15 protein-coding genes and 1 tRNA gene are annotated in these 15,701 nt (G+C 63.6%); 10 read left to right on the forward strand and 6 right to left on the reverse strand.

Annotated features, from left to right (window positions below; all coding sequences use genetic code 11):
* Positions 1-3: 3 nt before the first annotated feature.
* The 4 genes from JHL16_RS21875 to pcaF all read right to left on the reverse strand — a co-directional run bounded on the left by JHL16_RS21875 (position 4) and on the right by pcaF (position 4,694).
* Positions 4-1,980, reverse strand: a complete 1,977-nt coding sequence (locus tag JHL16_RS21875) for an amidohydrolase family protein (RefSeq protein ID WP_200186934.1) — start codon at positions 1,978-1,980, stop codon at positions 4-6.
* A complete protein-coding gene (locus JHL16_RS21880) occupies positions 1,980-2,255 on the reverse strand; it encodes a DUF1427 family protein (protein ID WP_200186935.1) in 276 nt (91 codons plus the stop codon). Before JHL16_RS21880 ends, JHL16_RS21875 begins: the two co-directional genes overlap by 1 nt.
* 152 nt (positions 2,256-2,407) lie before the next feature.
* Entirely contained in the window at positions 2,408-3,466 is a 1,059-nt protein-coding gene (locus JHL16_RS21885; protein WP_200186936.1) for a maleylacetate reductase, read from the reverse strand.
* A 22-nt stretch (positions 3,467-3,488) separates the two neighbouring features.
* Positions 3,489-4,694, reverse strand: coding sequence for a 3-oxoadipyl-CoA thiolase (gene pcaF, locus JHL16_RS21890; protein WP_200186937.1), 1,206 nt, complete (start codon positions 4,692-4,694; stop codon positions 3,489-3,491).
* 1,148 nt (positions 4,695-5,842) lie between these two features.
* On the opposite strand from pcaF, the gene JHL16_RS21895 reads away from it, so the two are divergent.
* The gene (locus JHL16_RS21895; protein ID WP_200186938.1) at positions 5,843-7,537 is read left to right on the forward strand and encodes a tetratricopeptide repeat protein; all 1,695 of its coding nucleotides are present in this window, start codon (positions 5,843-5,845) and stop codon (positions 7,535-7,537) included.
* A 21-nt stretch (positions 7,538-7,558) separates the two neighbouring features.
* Here the strand turns inward: JHL16_RS21895 and JHL16_RS21900 are convergent.
* Positions 7,559-7,648, reverse strand: a tRNA-Ser gene (locus tag JHL16_RS21900).
* Between the two features lie 223 nt (positions 7,649-7,871).
* Here JHL16_RS21900 and JHL16_RS21905 point away from each other — a divergent pair.
* From JHL16_RS21905 to JHL16_RS21915, 3 genes are all read left to right on the forward strand, one after another.
* A complete protein-coding gene (locus JHL16_RS21905; RefSeq protein WP_200186939.1) occupies positions 7,872-8,546 on the forward strand; it encodes a 50S ribosomal protein L21 in 675 nt (224 codons plus the stop codon).
* Between the two features lie 18 nt (positions 8,547-8,564).
* Positions 8,565-8,831 carry a 50S ribosomal protein L27 gene (rpmA, locus tag JHL16_RS21910; RefSeq protein ID WP_137857092.1) on the forward strand — a complete coding sequence of 89 codons (267 nt, stop codon included), beginning with the start codon at positions 8,565-8,567 and terminating at the stop codon, positions 8,829-8,831.
* Positions 8,832-8,946: 115 nt separating this feature from the next.
* Complete coding sequence (locus tag JHL16_RS21915) at positions 8,947-9,492, forward strand: GNAT family N-acetyltransferase (protein ID WP_200186940.1); 546 nt, start codon at positions 8,947-8,949, stop codon at positions 9,490-9,492.
* Between the two features lie 98 nt (positions 9,493-9,590).
* Here JHL16_RS21915 and JHL16_RS21920 read toward each other — a convergent pair whose 3' ends face one another.
* Positions 9,591-10,301 (reverse strand): transglycosylase SLT domain-containing protein, encoded by a 711-nt coding sequence (locus JHL16_RS21920; protein WP_200186941.1) that lies wholly within the window; start codon positions 10,299-10,301, stop codon positions 9,591-9,593.
* A 182-nt stretch (positions 10,302-10,483) separates the two neighbouring features.
* Here JHL16_RS21920 and obgE point away from each other — a divergent pair, with 182 nt between their 5' ends.
* The 6 genes from obgE to rlmH all read left to right on the forward strand — a co-directional run bounded on the left by obgE (position 10,484) and on the right by rlmH (position 15,675).
* Positions 10,484-11,530, forward strand: coding sequence for a GTPase ObgE (gene obgE / locus JHL16_RS21925; protein ID WP_200186942.1), 1,047 nt, complete (start codon positions 10,484-10,486; stop codon positions 11,528-11,530).
* Entirely contained in the window at positions 11,527-12,654 is a 1,128-nt protein-coding gene (proB, locus tag JHL16_RS21930) for a glutamate 5-kinase (protein WP_200186943.1), read from the forward strand. The genes obgE and proB overlap by 4 nt, the downstream gene beginning before the upstream one ends.
* Positions 12,651-13,931 (forward strand): glutamate-5-semialdehyde dehydrogenase, encoded by a 1,281-nt coding sequence (locus tag JHL16_RS21935; protein WP_200186944.1) that lies wholly within the window; start codon positions 12,651-12,653, stop codon positions 13,929-13,931. Before proB ends, JHL16_RS21935 begins: the two co-directional genes overlap by 4 nt.
* 7 nt (positions 13,932-13,938) lie before the next feature.
* The gene (locus tag JHL16_RS21940) at positions 13,939-14,562 is read left to right on the forward strand and encodes a nicotinate-nucleotide adenylyltransferase (protein WP_200186945.1); all 624 of its coding nucleotides are present in this window, start codon (positions 13,939-13,941) and stop codon (positions 14,560-14,562) included.
* A gap of 160 nt (positions 14,563-14,722) precedes the next feature.
* Entirely contained in the window at positions 14,723-15,091 is a 369-nt protein-coding gene (rsfS, locus tag JHL16_RS21945) for a ribosome silencing factor (RefSeq protein ID WP_348647250.1), read from the forward strand.
* 101 nt (positions 15,092-15,192) lie between these two features.
* Entirely contained in the window at positions 15,193-15,675 is a 483-nt protein-coding gene (gene rlmH, locus JHL16_RS21950) for a 23S rRNA (pseudouridine(1915)-N(3))-methyltransferase RlmH (protein ID WP_200186946.1), read from the forward strand.
* Positions 15,676-15,701: the final 26 nt, after the last annotated feature.

Raw genomic sequence — 15,701 nt, forward strand, 5'->3', positions numbered from 1 at the left:
ATCTCATACCGCCCAGCAGGCGCAGCCAAGCGCCCCCCAGAAACTGCGCAGATCCGAGACCGGCAGGCTGCTCGACCAGGCGCCGGCATGGTCATGGCCATGGACGCCGCAGGCGCTGGCACATCCGCAATTGGTCATGGCGGTGCGGCGCAGCGAATTCTTGCCGGCGCCGTCCGGCTCACCCCAGGCGGCATAACCTTTGAACGTTCTGACCGGCGACCAGTCGGGCATGGCGGGCGGCGGCGCGCTCTCATCGAGGCGCGCGAAGTCTCCCGCGCCATAGACGACCTTGCCGCCGACCACCGTTAGCTCTGCGGTGATATGCGAGATCTCATCTTCCGGGCAGGAGAAGAAATCGCGATCCGGCACGATCAGGTCGGCGAGCTGGCCGACGGCAATCTGACCTTTCTTGCCTTCCTCGTTGGAGAACCAGGTGACCTTCTCGGTCCACATCCTGAGCGCGGTCTCGCGGTCGAGGCAATTGCGTTGCGGGGTGAGGCGCAAGCCCCCGACGGTGCGCCCGGTGACGAGCCAGGAGAGCGAAACCCATGGATTATAGGAGGCGACGCGAGTGGCATCGGTGCCGGCGGACGTTTTCACGCCTTTGTCCAGCAAACGTTTCACCGGCGGCGTCGCCTCGGCGGCGCCGAGGCCGTAACGCTCGACGAAATACTCGCCCTGATAGGCCATGCGATGCTGCACCGCGACGCCGCCGCCAAGCGCGGCGATGCGGTCGATCGAGCGTTCGGAGATCGTTTCGGCATGATCGAAGAACCAGTTGAGGCCTTGCAACGGGATGTCCTGGTCGACCTTCTCGAAGACGTCGAGGGCGCGCGAGATCGTATCGTCATAAGTCGCATGCATCCGCCACGGCCAGCGGTTCTCGGCAAGTATACGCACCACCGCCTCGAGGTCGCCTTCCATCTCAGGCGGCATGTCGGGACGCGGCTCACGGAAATCCTCGAAATCGGCGGCCGAGAAGACCAGCATCTCGCCCGCCCCATTGTGGCGGAAATAGTCGTCACCCTGCTTGTATTTCGAGGTCCTGGTCCAGTTGAGGAAGTCGTCCTTTTCCTGCTTCGGCTTCTGCGTAAAGAGATTGTAGGCGAGACGGATGGTGAGGAGCTTCTCGTCGGCGAGCTTCTGGATGACGGCATAGTCGTCCGGGTAGTTCTGAAATCCGCCGCCGGCATCGATGGCGCCGGTCACGCCGAGCCGGTTGAGCTCGCGCATGAAATGACGCGTCGAATTGACTTGATATTCGAAAGGCAGCTTCGGACCCTTGGCGAGGGTGGAATAAAGAATGCCGGCATTGGGCTTGGCGATGAGCATGCCGGTCGGATTGCCATTCGCATCGCGGGTGATCTCGCCGCCGGGCGGATTGGGTGTGTCTTTGGTATAGCCCACGGCTCTGAGCGCAGCCGCATTGAGCAGCGCGCGGTCATAGAGATGCAGAAGGAAGACGGGCGTATCGGGAGCGACGGCATTGATCTCCTCGATCGTCGGCAGCCGTTTCTCGGCGAATTGATGCTCGGTGAAGCCGCCGACCACGCGCACCCATTGCGGCGGCGGCGTCACCGCGACCTGGCGCTTCAGCATGCTCATCGCATCCGCCAGCGAGCGCACCCCGTCCCAGCGCAGCTCCATGTTGAAGTTCAAGCCGCCGCGGATGATGTGGAGATGATTGTCGAACAGCCCGGGGAGAGCCCGGCGCCCCTTGAGATCGATGATCTTCGTCTCCGGGCCGGCATGGGCCATGACCTCCGCCTCGCCGCCGACCGCGAGGAACACGCCATCCTTGATCGCGGCCGCGCTCGCCGTCGGCTTCGTTCGGTCGAGCGTGGTGATGAGGCCGCTATGGAGGATGACATCTGCCGTCATGGGCTTTTCTCCGGATTGCTGGGATTGGTCTTGCGCGAAGGCGGCCAGGGCGAAACCGGGCAAAACAAGGCCGCCAAGAACGGTACGACGTGTCGACATCACGCTTTCTCCTTGTCTGACGTCTCGTCCACTGCCGGCTTGGCGCCGCGCGGCAGATGGCCGAAGACATGCGGCTTGACCTGATGATGCCAGGACTGGAGCACGGGCTCCTTGGACAGAAGATTTCGGACAAGCGGCGGCAGTTGCTCGCCGATCAGCATCCCCAGAAGACCGAGGAGCGCCACGACCGGCGGCGCCGGCGAGCGGACACTGATGAGGCTATAGATGACGCCGACGAGAAGGCCCGCGCCCAGGGATATCAGATAGACCTTCATGCATGTGCTCCTACCACGAAAAGGAGGCCGCTCGGACATTCCATGCCAGACGACCATAGCGCGGCAGGGTGCGGAACGGGAGCCGATAAGTCTTGTCGGATTGGCAGGTCATTTGCCTGATTTTGCGCGCCCGCGCCGGCGCGGCACCGCTTCTATGCCGGCGGCAGTCCCCGCCAGGCGCGCTCCAGCAGAGCTTGGACCCGCTTCAGTTCCACCGGCGCCGGATTCCAATAGGGCTGCGCAACGACGAGTTCGGCGGCGCGATCGAGATCGGCCTCGCGCATGCCCAGATCCTTGAGCGCCAGAGGGGCATCGAGTCGCTTGGCCAGATGGTGAAGAGCGGCCGGTGCGTCGTTCGCTCCAAGGGCGCGCGCGGCCTTCGCCATGGCGGACGCCGCGGCGGCGCGGTTATAGGCGGCCGCGTGCGGCAGGATGACGGCATGTGTCTCGGCATGCGGCAGACTGAAGGTGCCGCCCAATGTGTGGCAGATCTTGTGATGCAGCGCCATGCCGACGGCGCCCAGCACCGCGCCGCACAGCCATGCGCCATATAACGCATCGGCACGCGCCGCGAGATCGCGCGGGTCGGCATGGATGAGAGGCAGCGCCGCGGCGAGCGCCCTGATCCCCTCCTCCGCCATCAGCGACACGATCGGATTGGCGTCTTGCGCATAGAGCCCCTCGACCGCATGGGCGATGGCATTCATGCCGCTGACGACCGAAAGCGGCACGGGCAGCGAGATGGTCAGATTAGGATCATAGATCACCGTGCGGGGCAGGACTTTCGCGTCGCGTCCCGTCTTCTTCACGCCGTTCTCGGTCATGCCCCAGATCGGCGTCATCTCCGAGCCGGCATAGGTCGTCGGCACTGCGATGATCGGCAGATCATAGACAAGCGCGATCGCCTTGCCGAGACCGATAGTCGATCCGCCGCCGAGCGCCACGCAGCCTTGGGCGCCTCGCCGCACCGCCTCCGTGCGCGCCGCCTGCGCCGCTTCCACGGGAACATGCATCACCACCTGGTCATAGACGCCGGCGGAGCGCTCGCCGAGCGCCGCGGCCACCGCTTCGCTCAATTTGCGATGATGCGGCGTCGACAGCAGCATGACCTTGGCGAGACCAAGCCGCTCGATCTCTCCAGCGAGTTGATCGAGGGCGCCCACGCCGAAGATGACGCGGCTCGGAAGCGCTTCGTAGATGAAACTCCGCATCGTCGGCCTCCCGGCACCCTGCTCAGTCGATGCTCTCCAGCGCCATGGCGACGCCCTGGCCGACGCCGACGCACATCGTCACGAGCGCATAACGTCCACCGCGCGCCACAAGCGCCCGCGCCGCCGTCCCGGCGATCCGGGCCCCCGACATGCCGAGCGGGTGGCCGAGCGCGATGGCGCCGCCATGTGGATTTACATGCTCGGCATCATCGGCGAGCCCGAACTGGCGCGTGCAGGCGAGCGCCTGGGCGGCGAAGGCCTCGTTCAGCTCGATGACGTCGAAATCGGAAACCTTGCGGCCGAGGCGTTCACAGAGCTTGGCCGCCGCCGGCACCGGGCCGATGCCCATCACCCGCGGCGCGACACCGGCCGAGGCCATGCCGATGATGCGCGCCAGCGGCTTCACACCAAGCTTCTCCGCCATGGCTTGCGACGCGATCAGCAACGCTGCCGCGCCATCATTGACGCCTGAGGCATTGCCGGCCGTCACCGTGCCGCCGTCGCGCACGATCGGTTTGAGCTTGGCGAGACCGTCGAGGGTCGTATCGGGCCGCGCATGTTCATCCGCCATCACCCGGGCGGCGCCTTTGCGGCCCTGAATCTCGACGGGCGCGATCTCGCCGTCGAACCAGCCGGCCGCTTGGGCGCGTGCATGACGCTCCTGGCTTCTGAGCGCGAAGGCATCCTGGTCGGCGCGCGCCACCTGATGCTCGGCGGCGACATTTTCCGCCGTCTCCGGCATCGAGTCGATTCCATATTGCTTCTTCATCAGCGGATTGACGAGGCGCCAGCCGATGGTGGTGTCCTCGATCGAGGTCTGCCGCTGAAACGGCGTTTCCGCTTTCGGCAGCACGAAGGGCGCGCGCGACATCGACTCGACGCCGCCGGCAATGGCGAGCGAGATTTCGCCCGCCTCTATGGCCCGGGCGGCATTGCCGACCGCATCGAGCCCGGACGCGCAGAGCCGGTTGATCGTGTTGCCCGGTACCGAGACAGGGAGCCCCGCGAGCAGCAGCGCCATGCGGGCGACATTGCGATTGTCCTCGCCCGCCTGGTTGGCGCAGCCGAGCACGACTTCCTCGATCAGCGCCGGGTCGAGCGCGGGATGACGCGCCAGCAGCGCCTTGAGCACATGAGCGGCGAGATCATCCGGGCGCACCGGCGCCAGGGCGCCGGCGAAGCGGCCGATCGGCGTGCGGATGAAATCGAGAAGGACGGCGTTACGCATTGGATATTCCCTCATTCGGCCCGCTTTGGCACCACGCGGTCCTCGTCTCGACAGTGTGCCGCGGCAGGCCTGGACCGCCGGCATCTATATCACCGCATAGGCCGGAGCAAGCGCGGAGCAGAAGACGGCATTCGGCCGGTGAAACAGTCTGTCCACCGAAGAATTAGCTAGGTGATCAGCATATTAGAGCGCATATGTGGACCACCATCGCCGTTGATCCCCTGGCACCCCGATGGCAGAGAGATAGCTGCTCCCGCCGACAGGCATGGGAGGCTACTCATGAAAATTTCAACTCTTCTTACTCTCATCGCAAACCTATATCGCCGACCGCTCACCAAGAATTGAGCGCCCATAGCGGTGCGCGGGCGAAAATCAGCACAAACCGCGGCGAGAGGCAAAAATGGCTTTCTACGTATCCTTCTCTTCCCGCATCAGGAAGAGTCGCATTCACTTGGGCCATTGCCTTTACTGTCGAAACGGAAGCGCCATTGATAGCGAGACCCGCAACAGCATGGGTTGGTCACCAGCTCTCCCTACTCTTTTTGAAGCCGAGGCTTATGCGGCCCGAATGCTGCCGAAATTCAACAACACGCAAAGATGTGACCACTGCCTGGGCAACGCCTCCCCTTACCAGCCGAATTGGCTGGCTCGCTTGGGACGTTCGATTGCCGGCCTCCGGCGGAAGTTGGGGGCTAAAGCGATACGACAGGAATAATGATCGCTCCGGGCGCGCCTCATGCAGGATCCACATTTGCTAGTTTTTCCGGGAAGAAAAGGGGGGTCGAATTTGGGCCGATCCGCATCGGCATTGGCCGAAAGTGACGAACCTCTCCCTGCCTCCATGCCGATCGTGCTGGAGCTTCTCGATGCCTGGCGTGGACGCCAACCCGGCCATCCGTCAAGGAATGAAGCGATCGAAACGCTTATCACACGAGGGTGGCCGCCAGAAACGAGAGCTTGGATCGTTGAGACTGAGCTCTCCTGATCATCGGTGAGAATGAACTGGTCTCGCAGATACTGATCTTCGCCTCAGCCGGTGATTTACCGCATTCACTCTGGGACCAACGGCATCCTGCACACCGCGAGCAAGGATGATAAGGTGCGTGCGAGGCAAGACTCGCCCGCTATGGGCAATCGCGGATGAAGGCATGGACCGCTTTAATCTCGGCACCTATGGACGCCGCATCTCCACCGGATCGGCGGAGACGCAGCGCTGGTTCGATATCGGCCTCAACTGGTGCTACGGCTTCAATCACGACGAAGGCATCAAATGCTTCGATAAGGCGCTCGAGACGGATCCGGACTGCGCCTTTGTCCATTGGGGCATAGCCTATGCGGCCGGGCCTTTCTACAACCTGACCTGGAAAGAACTCGGCGAGGTCGAAGCGGAGAGGACGGCGAAAAGATGTTTCGACCATGTCCAGCTGGCGCGCGCCAAAGCGGACTCCGCCAGCGCCGTCGAAAGACGATTGATCGAAGCGCTCGGCAAGCGTTTCCAAGAGCCGCGCCGGGTGACGATGCCGGAATTCAAGCAGTGGGATGACGCCTATGCCGCCGAGATGCGGCAGGTTTATCACGACTTTCCCGACGACCATGATGTCATGGCGCTGTTCGTCGAGGCGTTGATGATGCGCAATGTGCGGAAACTGTGGGATCTCAAGACCGGTGCGCCCGCGCCCGACTCCGACGCAGTCGAAGCGCTGGAAGTCTGCGAGCGCTCCATCAGCCTCACCGACGCGGCCGGCACTGCACCGCATCCGGCGATCCTTCATCTGCATATTCATTTGCTGGAAATGTCGACCATGCCGGAACGCGCGCTGCGCTCGGCCGATCGGCTCGGCGAAATGTGCCCTGATGCCGGCCACATGAATCACATGCCGGGACATATCTATGTCCTGTGCGGCGAATATGAGAAGGCGAAGCTCGCCAGTGAAAAGGCGGTACGCGCCAATGACAAGTATCTCAACTATGCAGGTGAGCCCACCTACTATCTGCTGGGCTGCTGCCATGACCTGCATCTGATGATGTTCACCTGCATGTTCCTCGGCCAGCACAAACCCGCGCTGTGGGCGGCCGACAAAGTGCGGAGCCTGGTGACGCGCGATGTCGTGAGCCTGGCGGACCGGCCGAAATTCACCCAGACGGTGGAAGGCTATCATGCGATGAAATCACATGTGCTGGTCCGCTTCGGCCGCTGGCACGACATCATCGCCGAGCCGATGGTCGAGGAGCTTGAACTCTATGTGCTGACCTCGGTCCTGCAGCATTATGCGAAAGGCGTCGCGCATGCGACGCTGAAAGAGTTTGCCGAGGCGGACCGGGAGCGCGAAAGCTTTCACCGGCGTCTCGCACTCATTCCGCCTGAGCGGCGTTTTCTGAGCAACCCGACCCGCGCCTCACTCGCGGTGGGCGCCGCTTTGCTCGACGGCGAACTCGCTTATCACCAGGGCCGGCATGCCGAAGCCTATGATCATTTGCGCGCGGCGGTGGAACTCGACGACAACCTCTCCTACACCGAGCCCTGGGCCTGGATGCACCCGCCGCGCCACGCTCTGGCGGCATTGCTTCTCGACCAGGGCCATTGCGCGGAGGCCGAAGCGGTTTATCGCGACGACCTGGGCCTCTCCGGCAAGGTCCAGCGCTGCACCCAGCATCCTGGCAATGTCTGGGCGCTGCACGGCCTGGTCGAATGTCTGAAACTGCGCGGCGACACCGCCGAGCTTCCGGTGCTGCAGGCCGCGCTCGCCGCCGCCCTCGCCAAGGCCGATATATTGGTCAGCTCGTCCTGCCTGTGCCGGACAAGCCCAAAGGCACCCGCTCAGTGCTGTAGCACATCAGAATAATACAACTAAATCAAAGATTTATGGCGGAGAGGGAGGGATTCGAACCCCCGATACAGTTGCCCGTATGCCGCATTTCGAGTGCGGTGCTTTCAACCGCTCAGCCACCTCTCCGCAGAGAAACGAGGCGCTTTTTTAAGCGGCGGGGGCTAGATAGCGAATGAAACCGCGCCGGGCAACCCCGGACTGTGATTTCCTTGACATTATATTTCCCCCTGGCTAGAACCGCGCCGACTTGTGGGGACCTCTGTCCCCGCATCTAAAACGCTGCCTCAGGCCAAATTCGACCGAAGTCCGCCATCTGGCGGCGCCGATGGGCGCGGGAAAAGGAACAGAAATGTACGCAGTCATCAAGACCGGCGGCAAGCAGTATCGCGTTGCAGCCGACGACAAGCTCCAGATCGAAAAGCTTCCCGGTGAAGCCGGCGACATCATCGAATTCACCGATGTGCTGATGGTCGGCTCCGACGGCACCGTCGATGTGGGCGCGCCCTTCGTGGCCGGCGCCACCGTCGCTGCCGAGATCCTCGGCCAGGTGCGCGGCCCCAAGGTCATCATCTTCAAAAAGCATCGCCGCAAGCATTTCCGCCGCAAGAACGGCCATCGCCAGGACCTGACCTCGGTGAAGATCACCGAGATCCTGACCGGCGGCGCCAAGCCGGCGAAGCAGGCCGCGAAGCCCGCCAAGGCCGAGAAGAAGGCTGAAGCCGCTCCCCTCGCCGCCCCGGTGGGCGACAAGAAGGCGGCTGACGATCTCTCCCTCATCGGCGGCGTCGGCCCCAAGATCCTCAAGTCCCTGACCGACATGGGCTACACGACTTATGCCCAGATCGCCAATCTGACCGCCGACGAGATCGAGAAGATCGAGACCGAGATCAAGTCGACGGGCCGTATCGGCCGCGAGGAATGGATCGAGCAGGCCAAGGAACTCGCCGCCGGCAAGCCGCCGCGCGCCAAGGTCGACAAGGAAGCCAAGGCCGAGAAGGCTAAGGCGACCAAGAGCAAAGAATAAGGTAAGGAGCACCACCCCATGGCTCACAAAAAAGCAGGCGGTTCATCCCGCAACGGACGCGATACGGCCGGCCGTCGTCTCGGCGTCAAGCATTTCGGCGGCGAAGCCGTCATCCCGGGCAACATCATCATCCGCCAACGCGGAACGAAGTGGCATCCGGGCACGGGCGTCGGCATCGGCCGCGACCACACGATCTACGCCGTCGTAGCCGGCACGGTGAACTTCCGCGCCAGCAAGGACAACAAGCAGCTCGTGTCCGTGATCCCGCCGAAGGCCGCAGAATAACGGTGGATCATATCATTCCACCGGGCTCATCGAACCGGTGCGAATGAAAGTGTTTCGACATTCGACAAACGGGGAGATGGGCAAACCATCTCCCCTTTTTGTTTGGACGAAACCCATGACCGATTTTCTGATCACCACCGAGCGTCTCATCTTACGCCCTGTCGCGGCGAGCGACGCGGAAGCCATCGCGGCGCTCGCCGACAACTACAAGGTCGCCGTGATGCTGGCGCGCCTGCCCTATCCCTACAGCATCGAGCATGCGCATCAGTTCATCGATTGGGTCAAAGGGCAGCCCGAAGGCCACACGATCTTCGTTCTCTGTCTCAGAGACGAAGCCCGCACCTTCATCGGCGTGTGCAGCTATGAACGCCGCGACGGCGAGCATCCGGAGCTCGGCTACTGGCTGGGCGAACCCTATTGGGGCAAAGGTTATATGAGCGAGGCGGTGAAGGCGGTGATCGCGCATGCCTTCACGGTGGCGCGGCATGAGCGCCTGCTCTCAGGCTGCCGCTTGCAGAATCTGGCCTCGCGCCGGGTTCTGGAGAAGGCTGGCTTCGAGCACAGCGGTCAGCATGAAATCGACTCGCTGGTGCTCAAAGCAAAAGTGCCGGGCCATCGTTTTGTCCTCACGCGCGAGCGTTGGGAAAGCCTGGCGCGATGACGAGAGCATCGGCCCGAAAAGTGTGCGCGGTTTTCGGAGAAGCCGATGCGCAAAAACAGGGAGCTGGAATGCCGGACAGCGTCCGGCGTTCGAGCAGATCAAAAAACCTTGGCGACGTAGCTGTGCACCAGGGACTTGCGGCCGAGACCGCCATTATGCTTCGACGCGGCGAGCTTGAGATTGCCGCCCGACGACTGGATGGCGAGCGAGAGATGCTGCAGGCCCCAGCGCACATTGGTGCGCGCATCGGTGAGCTGCGAGCAGTTGCCCTCGAAGCCCATGCCGCGCGCCGTCTGGCATTTGAGCTGATAGACGCCGATCTCGCCGGCACGGCCGCGGGCGTAGGGATTGTAGCCGGATTCGACATTGGCGATGCGCAAGGCGAACCAGGTCGGCACGCCATAGGACGGCGCCATGTCGCGGATGATCTGGGCGACGCGCATGTCGCTGGCGCCGCTGATATTGAGCGCCTGGTCGGACATGTTCATCTTGGTGCCCGACATCTTCATCGCCGTCACCTGGCGCTTCGGCTTGATCTTCTTGGTCAGGCTGGTCTGCGAAAATTTGGGGGTCTTGGCCTGGGCGGCCTTGCGCGCCGTCTTGGCGGCCACCTTCTTGCGGGTCTTGAGCGTTGCCGCCTTGGCGCGCTTGCCGGGCTTCTTCGCCGTCAGCGACTTGAAATGCTTCTTTTGCGCGCTGACGCGCTCGGCATGGGCGCCCGGATCTCCGCTTTTATTAGCGTAAGCGGGCGCGGCAAGGACGGTACCGGCCAGGAAAGCGGCCGGAATCAACGCAAAAACAGACTTCATTCAGGAATCCCTCGTCTTTTTAGATGTCCCCTTGCTGGTGTACTGTCCCTGTCACACTCAGCAATGAAGGGTGCTAAAAGCCTGCCGGATGTGTCCAGAATGAGGAGCTTTCTGTGCCATTTGCAGGCAAATTACGTAAGGACATTTGCCACAATTGAGACTTACCGAGTTAGGCAAAAATTATGAAATTTCTGGATCAGGCGAAGATTTACATCCGCTCCGGCAATGGCGGCGCGGGCAGCGTCAGCTTTCGCCGTGAGAAGTTCATCGAGTTGGGCGGACCCGACGGCGGCGATGGCGGCCGCGGCGGCGACATCTGGATCGAGGCTGTCGACGGGCTCAACACCCTCATCGACTATCGCTATCAGCAGCATTTCAAGGCGCAGACCGGCGTCCATGGCATGGGCCGTTTGCGCGCCGGCGCCAATGCGCCCGACATCACGCTGAAGGTGCCGGCCGGCACCCAGGTGTTTGAGGAAGACAACGAAACCCTGGTTGGCGATCTCGCCAAGATCGGCGATCGCATCCGGCTGGCGCGCGGCGGCAATGGCGGCTTCGGCAATGCCCATTTCAAATCTTCGACCAACCGCGCGCCGCGCCGCGCCAATCCAGGCGAAGACGCCGAGGAGCGCTGGCTGTGGCTGCGCCTCAAGCTCATCGCCGATGCCGGTCTTCTGGGCCTGCCCAATGCCGGCAAGTCGACGCTGCTCGCCGCCGTTTCGGCGGCAAAGCCGAAGATCGCCGACTATCCCTTCACCACCCTCACGCCGCAATTGGGCGTCGTGCGCGCGGCGGGATCGAGCTTCGTCCTCGCCGACATACCGGGCCTCATCGAGGGCGCCCATGAGGGCCATGGCCTCGGCACCCGCTTTCTCGGCCATGTCGAACGTTGTGCCGTGCTGCTCCATCTCATCGACGTGACCGCCGATGATCCCGCTGCCGCCTATCGCATCATCCGCAAGGAGCTCAAATCCTATGGCGGGCATCTCTCCGAGAAACCGGAAGTGATCGCCTTCAACAAGGTCGATGCCGTCTCGGAGGATGATCTCGCCCAGAAGCTCGCCGACTTCAAGCGCCGTATCCGCAAGACCCCCATCCTGATGTCGGGCGCCACCGGCACGAATGTCGATGACGTCATGAAGAAACTCCTCAAGGTCATCAGCGACACGCGCCGCGCCGAAAGGGGCGAGACGAGCGACAAGGTCAAGATCGAGAACTGGCAGCCGTGACCCAGAGACTGAACAAAGCCCGCCGCATCGTCGTCAAGATCGGCTCGGCGCTGCTCGTCGACGGCAAGACCGGCGCGATCAAGGCCGACTGGCTTGCGTCACTGGTCGAAGACCTGGCCAAAGCCCGCGCGCGCGGCCAGGATGTGATCATCGTTTCCTCGGGCGCCATCGCGCTCGGCCGCCGCAATCTGGGCTTCGCCTCAGGTGTCATCCGCCTCGAGGAAAGCCAGGCTTCGGCCGCGGTCGGCCAGATCGCGCTCGCCCATGCGTGGTCGGAAGCCTTGCGCAAACACGGCATCGTCGCGGCGCAGGTGCTGGTGACGCTCAACGACACCGAGGAGCGCCGCCGCTATCTCAACGCCCGCTCGACTCTCTCGACGCTGCTCGCGCGCGGCGCCGTGCCGGTGATCAACGAAAACGACACGGTCGCCACATCCGAGATCCGTTATGGCGACAATGATCGCCTCGCCGCCCGCGTCGCCTCCATGATGTCGGCCGATTGCCTGGTGCTGCTCTCCGATATCGATGGGCTCTATACGGCGCCGCCCGGCACGCCGGGCGCCCAGCTCATCCCCGAGGTCAGCGAGATCACGCCCGAGATCGAGGCCATGGCCGGCAAGCCGGTGTCGGGCTTGGGCTCGGGCGGCATGATCACCAAGATCGAGGCCGGCAAGATCGCGCTGGCGGCCGGCTGCAACATGGTGATCGCCTCCGGCCATGCGCTGCATCCTTTCCAGCGCATCGAGACGGGCGAGACCTGCACCTGGTTCCTGTCGGGCGCCAATCCCTTGCAGTCGCGCAAGCGCTGGATCGCCGGCACGCTGGTGCCGATGGGCCGCCTGCATATCGATGACGGCGCCGCCGCCGCCCTCAATAAGGGCAAGAGCCTGTTGCCCGCCGGCGTCAAGCGCATCGAAGGCAGCTTTGCCAGGGGCGATGCGGTGAGTATTGTGAGCACCACCGGCGCCGAGATCGCCCGCGGCCTCGTCGCCTATGATCGCGACGATGCGGCACGCATCGCCGGGCGCAAGACGAGCGAGATCGAAAATGCCCTGGGTTTCAGGGGCCGTGACGAGATGGTGCATCGGGACGACCTGGTGATGACGGCAGGAGCGCGTATATGAACAAGATCGAATCCACCTCCGACACCAGAGCAGCCCTCCTCGCCATGGGCAAGGCCGCCCGCCGCGCCGCCCGCCAGCTGGCGCTCGCTTCCTCGGAGACCAAGAACAAGGCGCTGGGCCTCATGGCGCAAGCGATCCGCGCCGATGCCGCGCTCATCGCGCGCGAAAACGCCGCCGATCTCGAGGCGGCGAAGCACAAGGAGCTCAAATCCTCCTTCGTCGACCGCCTGACGCTGACGCCCGAACGCATCGAGGCGATGGCCAAGGGACTCGACGAAATCGCCGCACTGCCGGATCCGGTGGGACATGTCACCGAAAGCTGGACCAGACCCAATGGCCTGAGGATCGCCCGGGTGCGCGTGCCGATCGGCGTCATCGGCATCATCTATGAGAGCCGGCCCAATGTGACCGCCGATGCCGGCGCGCTCGCCATGAAATCCGGCAATGCCGCCATTCTGCGCGGCGGCTCCGACAGCTATCGCTCCTCCGCCGCCATCGTGGCGGCGCTGCAGCGCGGCCTGGCCGAGGCCGGCCTGCCCAAAGAAGCGATCCAGATGGTGCCGACCATGGACCGCGACGCCGTCGGCCTGTTGCTGTCGGGCCTCGACGGCACCGTCGATCTCATCGTGCCGCGCGGCGGCAAGAGTCTTGTGGCGCGGGTGCAGCAGGAAGCGCGCGTGCCGGTCTTCAGCCATCTCGAAGGCATCTGTCATGTCTATGTCGACAAGGCCGCCGATCTCGACATGGCGAGAGAGATCGTCCGCAACGCCAAGATGCGGCGCACCGGCATTTGCGGTGCCGCCGAGACCATTCTCGTCGACAGCGCCGTGGCGGCGACGCATCTGAAGCCGCTCATCGCCACCCTGGCCGATGCCGGCTGCGAGGTGCGAGGGTGCGCCGAGACCCAGGCGGCCGATCCGCGCGTCACAAAGGCGAGCGAGGAGGACTGGTCGACCGAATATCTCGACGCCATCGTCTCGATGAAGGTCGTCGCCGGCCTCGACGCGGCGATGGATCATATCGCCCGCTATGGCTCGCAGCATACCGATGCGATCATCACCGCCGATGAGGTGGCGGCGCGCCGTTTCCTCACCGAAGTCGACAGCGCCATCACCTTGCACAATGCTTCGACGCAATTCGCCGATGGCGGCGAATTCGGCTTCGGTGCCGAGATCGGCATCGCCACCGGGAGATTGCATGCCAGAGGCCCGGTCGGCCTCGAGCAGCTGACCACCTTCAAATATCAGGTGTCGGGCACGGGGCAGATCCGCCCGTGAGCGCTGCGTGATCCTCCCCCCTCCCTTCGGCGCCGGCCAGCGCATCGGGCTTTTCGGCGGGTCCTTCAACCCGGCCCATAGCGGCCATCGCGCTGTGGCGCTTTATGCGCTGAAGCGCCTGGCGCTCGACTGGGTCTGGTGGCTGGTCTCGCCGCAGAATCCGCTGAAGGATGCGGGCGACTATCGCGACTATGACGAGCGTCTCAAGATCACCCGGCTGGTGGCCCGCCATCCGCGCTTCGTCGTCACCGATCTCGAGGAGCAGCTTGGCACCCGTACCACCGCGGCGACGCTCGCCGCTCTGACCCCGGTGCTCAGGCGCGGCCGTTTCGTCTGGATCATGGGCGCCGACAGCTTCGCCAATCTCCACCACTGGAACGACTGGACCGATATTCCGGAGGCCATTCCGCTCGCCATCCTGGCGCGTCCCGGCTTTGCCATGCGGGCGCTGGAGAGCCCGGCGGCGCTGCGCTATGAGAGCCGGCGGATCGCCACCGAAGAGGCCCGCGAGCTTCCCGGTGCGCCACCCCCGGCCTGGTGCTTTATTCCTATGCCGCTGCGGTCGGAAAGTTCCACCGCGATCCGTGAGCGCGCCAAAAAGCGGAAACAAATCGTCATGACCGCGTCATGAGCGAAGCGCTTGAATAGAATCGTTCGTACACCTATTCTTAGGGTGTCGTGATCCCTGAAGGATACTGACGCAGTCTCTATGAAGCACTGCCTTATTGAAGAGGACATCCCAACTGACAGCGCCAAGACAGAAAACCGGCGCGCCTAAGCGCGCCGTAGCGGTGAAGTCTGCGCCGAAGCGCAAGACGAAGAACCCTCTCCTCACCTCCATCCTCAGCCATCTCGAAGATGCCAAGGCCGAGGACATCGTCACCATCGATCTCAATGGCAAGGCCGTCATCGCCGACGGCATGATCGTCGCCTCCGGGCGCTCGAACCGCCATGTCGGCGCCATCGCCGACCAGCTGGTCGAGAAGCTCAAGGGCGAAGGCCACAAGGACCTCCGCGTCGAGGGCCTGCCGCATGCCGATTGGGTCCTGGTCGATGCCGGCGACATCGTCGTGCATATCTTCCGGCCGGAAGTCAGAAGCTTCTACAATCTCGAGAAGCTCTGGTCGGATCACGCGCCCGACGAACGCGTCGCGGTATAAGAGCGCATCGGACCGAAAAGTGCGAAGCGGTTTTCGGCTCATTCGATGTGCAGGCAAATGGGGTGCCCCGGTGATTCCGCCCGAACACCAGGCGCTCTAGAGTGAAGCTCGCTATTCTGGCGATAGGCCGGCTCAAGGCCGGTCCTGAGCTGGAACTGTTCGACGACTATGCCAAGCGGACCCGTGGCCTCGGCCGCACCTGCGGCATAACCGACCTCGCCGCGCGCGACTTCGCGGAATCGAAGCTCGCCGACGCGCCGGGCCGCATGGCGGCCGAAGCCACCCTCCTCACCGACGCCATTCCTGATTCTGCTTTCACCGTCGTTCTCGACGAGCGCGGCAGATCCATCACCAGCGACGATTTCGCCAAGCTGTTCCAGCGCCATCTCGATCAGGGCACGTCCTCGCTCGCTTTTCTCATCGGTGGGCCGGATGGGCATGGGCCGGACTTGCGCAAGAAGGCCGGTCTTCTGCTGTCGCTCGGAACCATGACATGGCCGCACCGGCTCGCCCGGGTCATGCTGGCCGAGCAGATTTACCGGGCGGTCACCATTTTAGTGAAACATCCCTATCATCGCATTTGAGTCCGGATGCGGGCGGACAGGTATTG

The organism is Taklimakanibacter albus (genome assembly GCF_016595235.1).
Classification (GTDB): domain Bacteria; phylum Pseudomonadota; class Alphaproteobacteria; order Rhizobiales; family Aestuariivirgaceae; genus Taklimakanibacter; species Taklimakanibacter albus.

Excerpts from the sequence above, each read along its gene's own strand:
- JHL16_RS21875 (WP_200186934.1), bottom strand. The coding sequence starts at position 1,980 with ATGTCGACACGTCGTACCGTTCTTGGCGGCCTTGTTTTGCCCGGTTTC.
- JHL16_RS21880 (WP_200186935.1), bottom strand. The coding sequence starts at position 2,255 with ATGAAGGTCTATCTGATATCCCTGGGCGCGGGCCTTCTCGTCGGCGTC.
- JHL16_RS21885 (WP_200186936.1), bottom strand. The coding sequence starts at position 3,466 with ATGCGGAGTTTCATCTACGAAGCGCTTCCGAGCCGCGTCATCTTCGGC.
- pcaF (WP_200186937.1), bottom strand. The coding sequence starts at position 4,694 with ATGCGTAACGCCGTCCTTCTCGATTTCATCCGCACGCCGATCGGCCGC.
- JHL16_RS21895 (WP_200186938.1), top strand. The coding sequence starts at position 5,843 with ATGGACCGCTTTAATCTCGGCACCTATGGACGCCGCATCTCCACCGGA.
- JHL16_RS21905 (WP_200186939.1), top strand. The coding sequence starts at position 7,872 with ATGTACGCAGTCATCAAGACCGGCGGCAAGCAGTATCGCGTTGCAGCC.
- rpmA (WP_137857092.1), top strand. The coding sequence starts at position 8,565 with ATGGCTCACAAAAAAGCAGGCGGTTCATCCCGCAACGGACGCGATACG.
- JHL16_RS21915 (WP_200186940.1), top strand. The coding sequence starts at position 8,947 with ATGACCGATTTTCTGATCACCACCGAGCGTCTCATCTTACGCCCTGTC.
- JHL16_RS21920 (WP_200186941.1), bottom strand. The coding sequence starts at position 10,301 with ATGAAGTCTGTTTTTGCGTTGATTCCGGCCGCTTTCCTGGCCGGTACC.
- obgE (WP_200186942.1), top strand. The coding sequence starts at position 10,484 with ATGAAATTTCTGGATCAGGCGAAGATTTACATCCGCTCCGGCAATGGC.
- JHL16_RS21935 (WP_200186944.1), top strand. The coding sequence starts at position 12,651 with ATGAACAAGATCGAATCCACCTCCGACACCAGAGCAGCCCTCCTCGCC.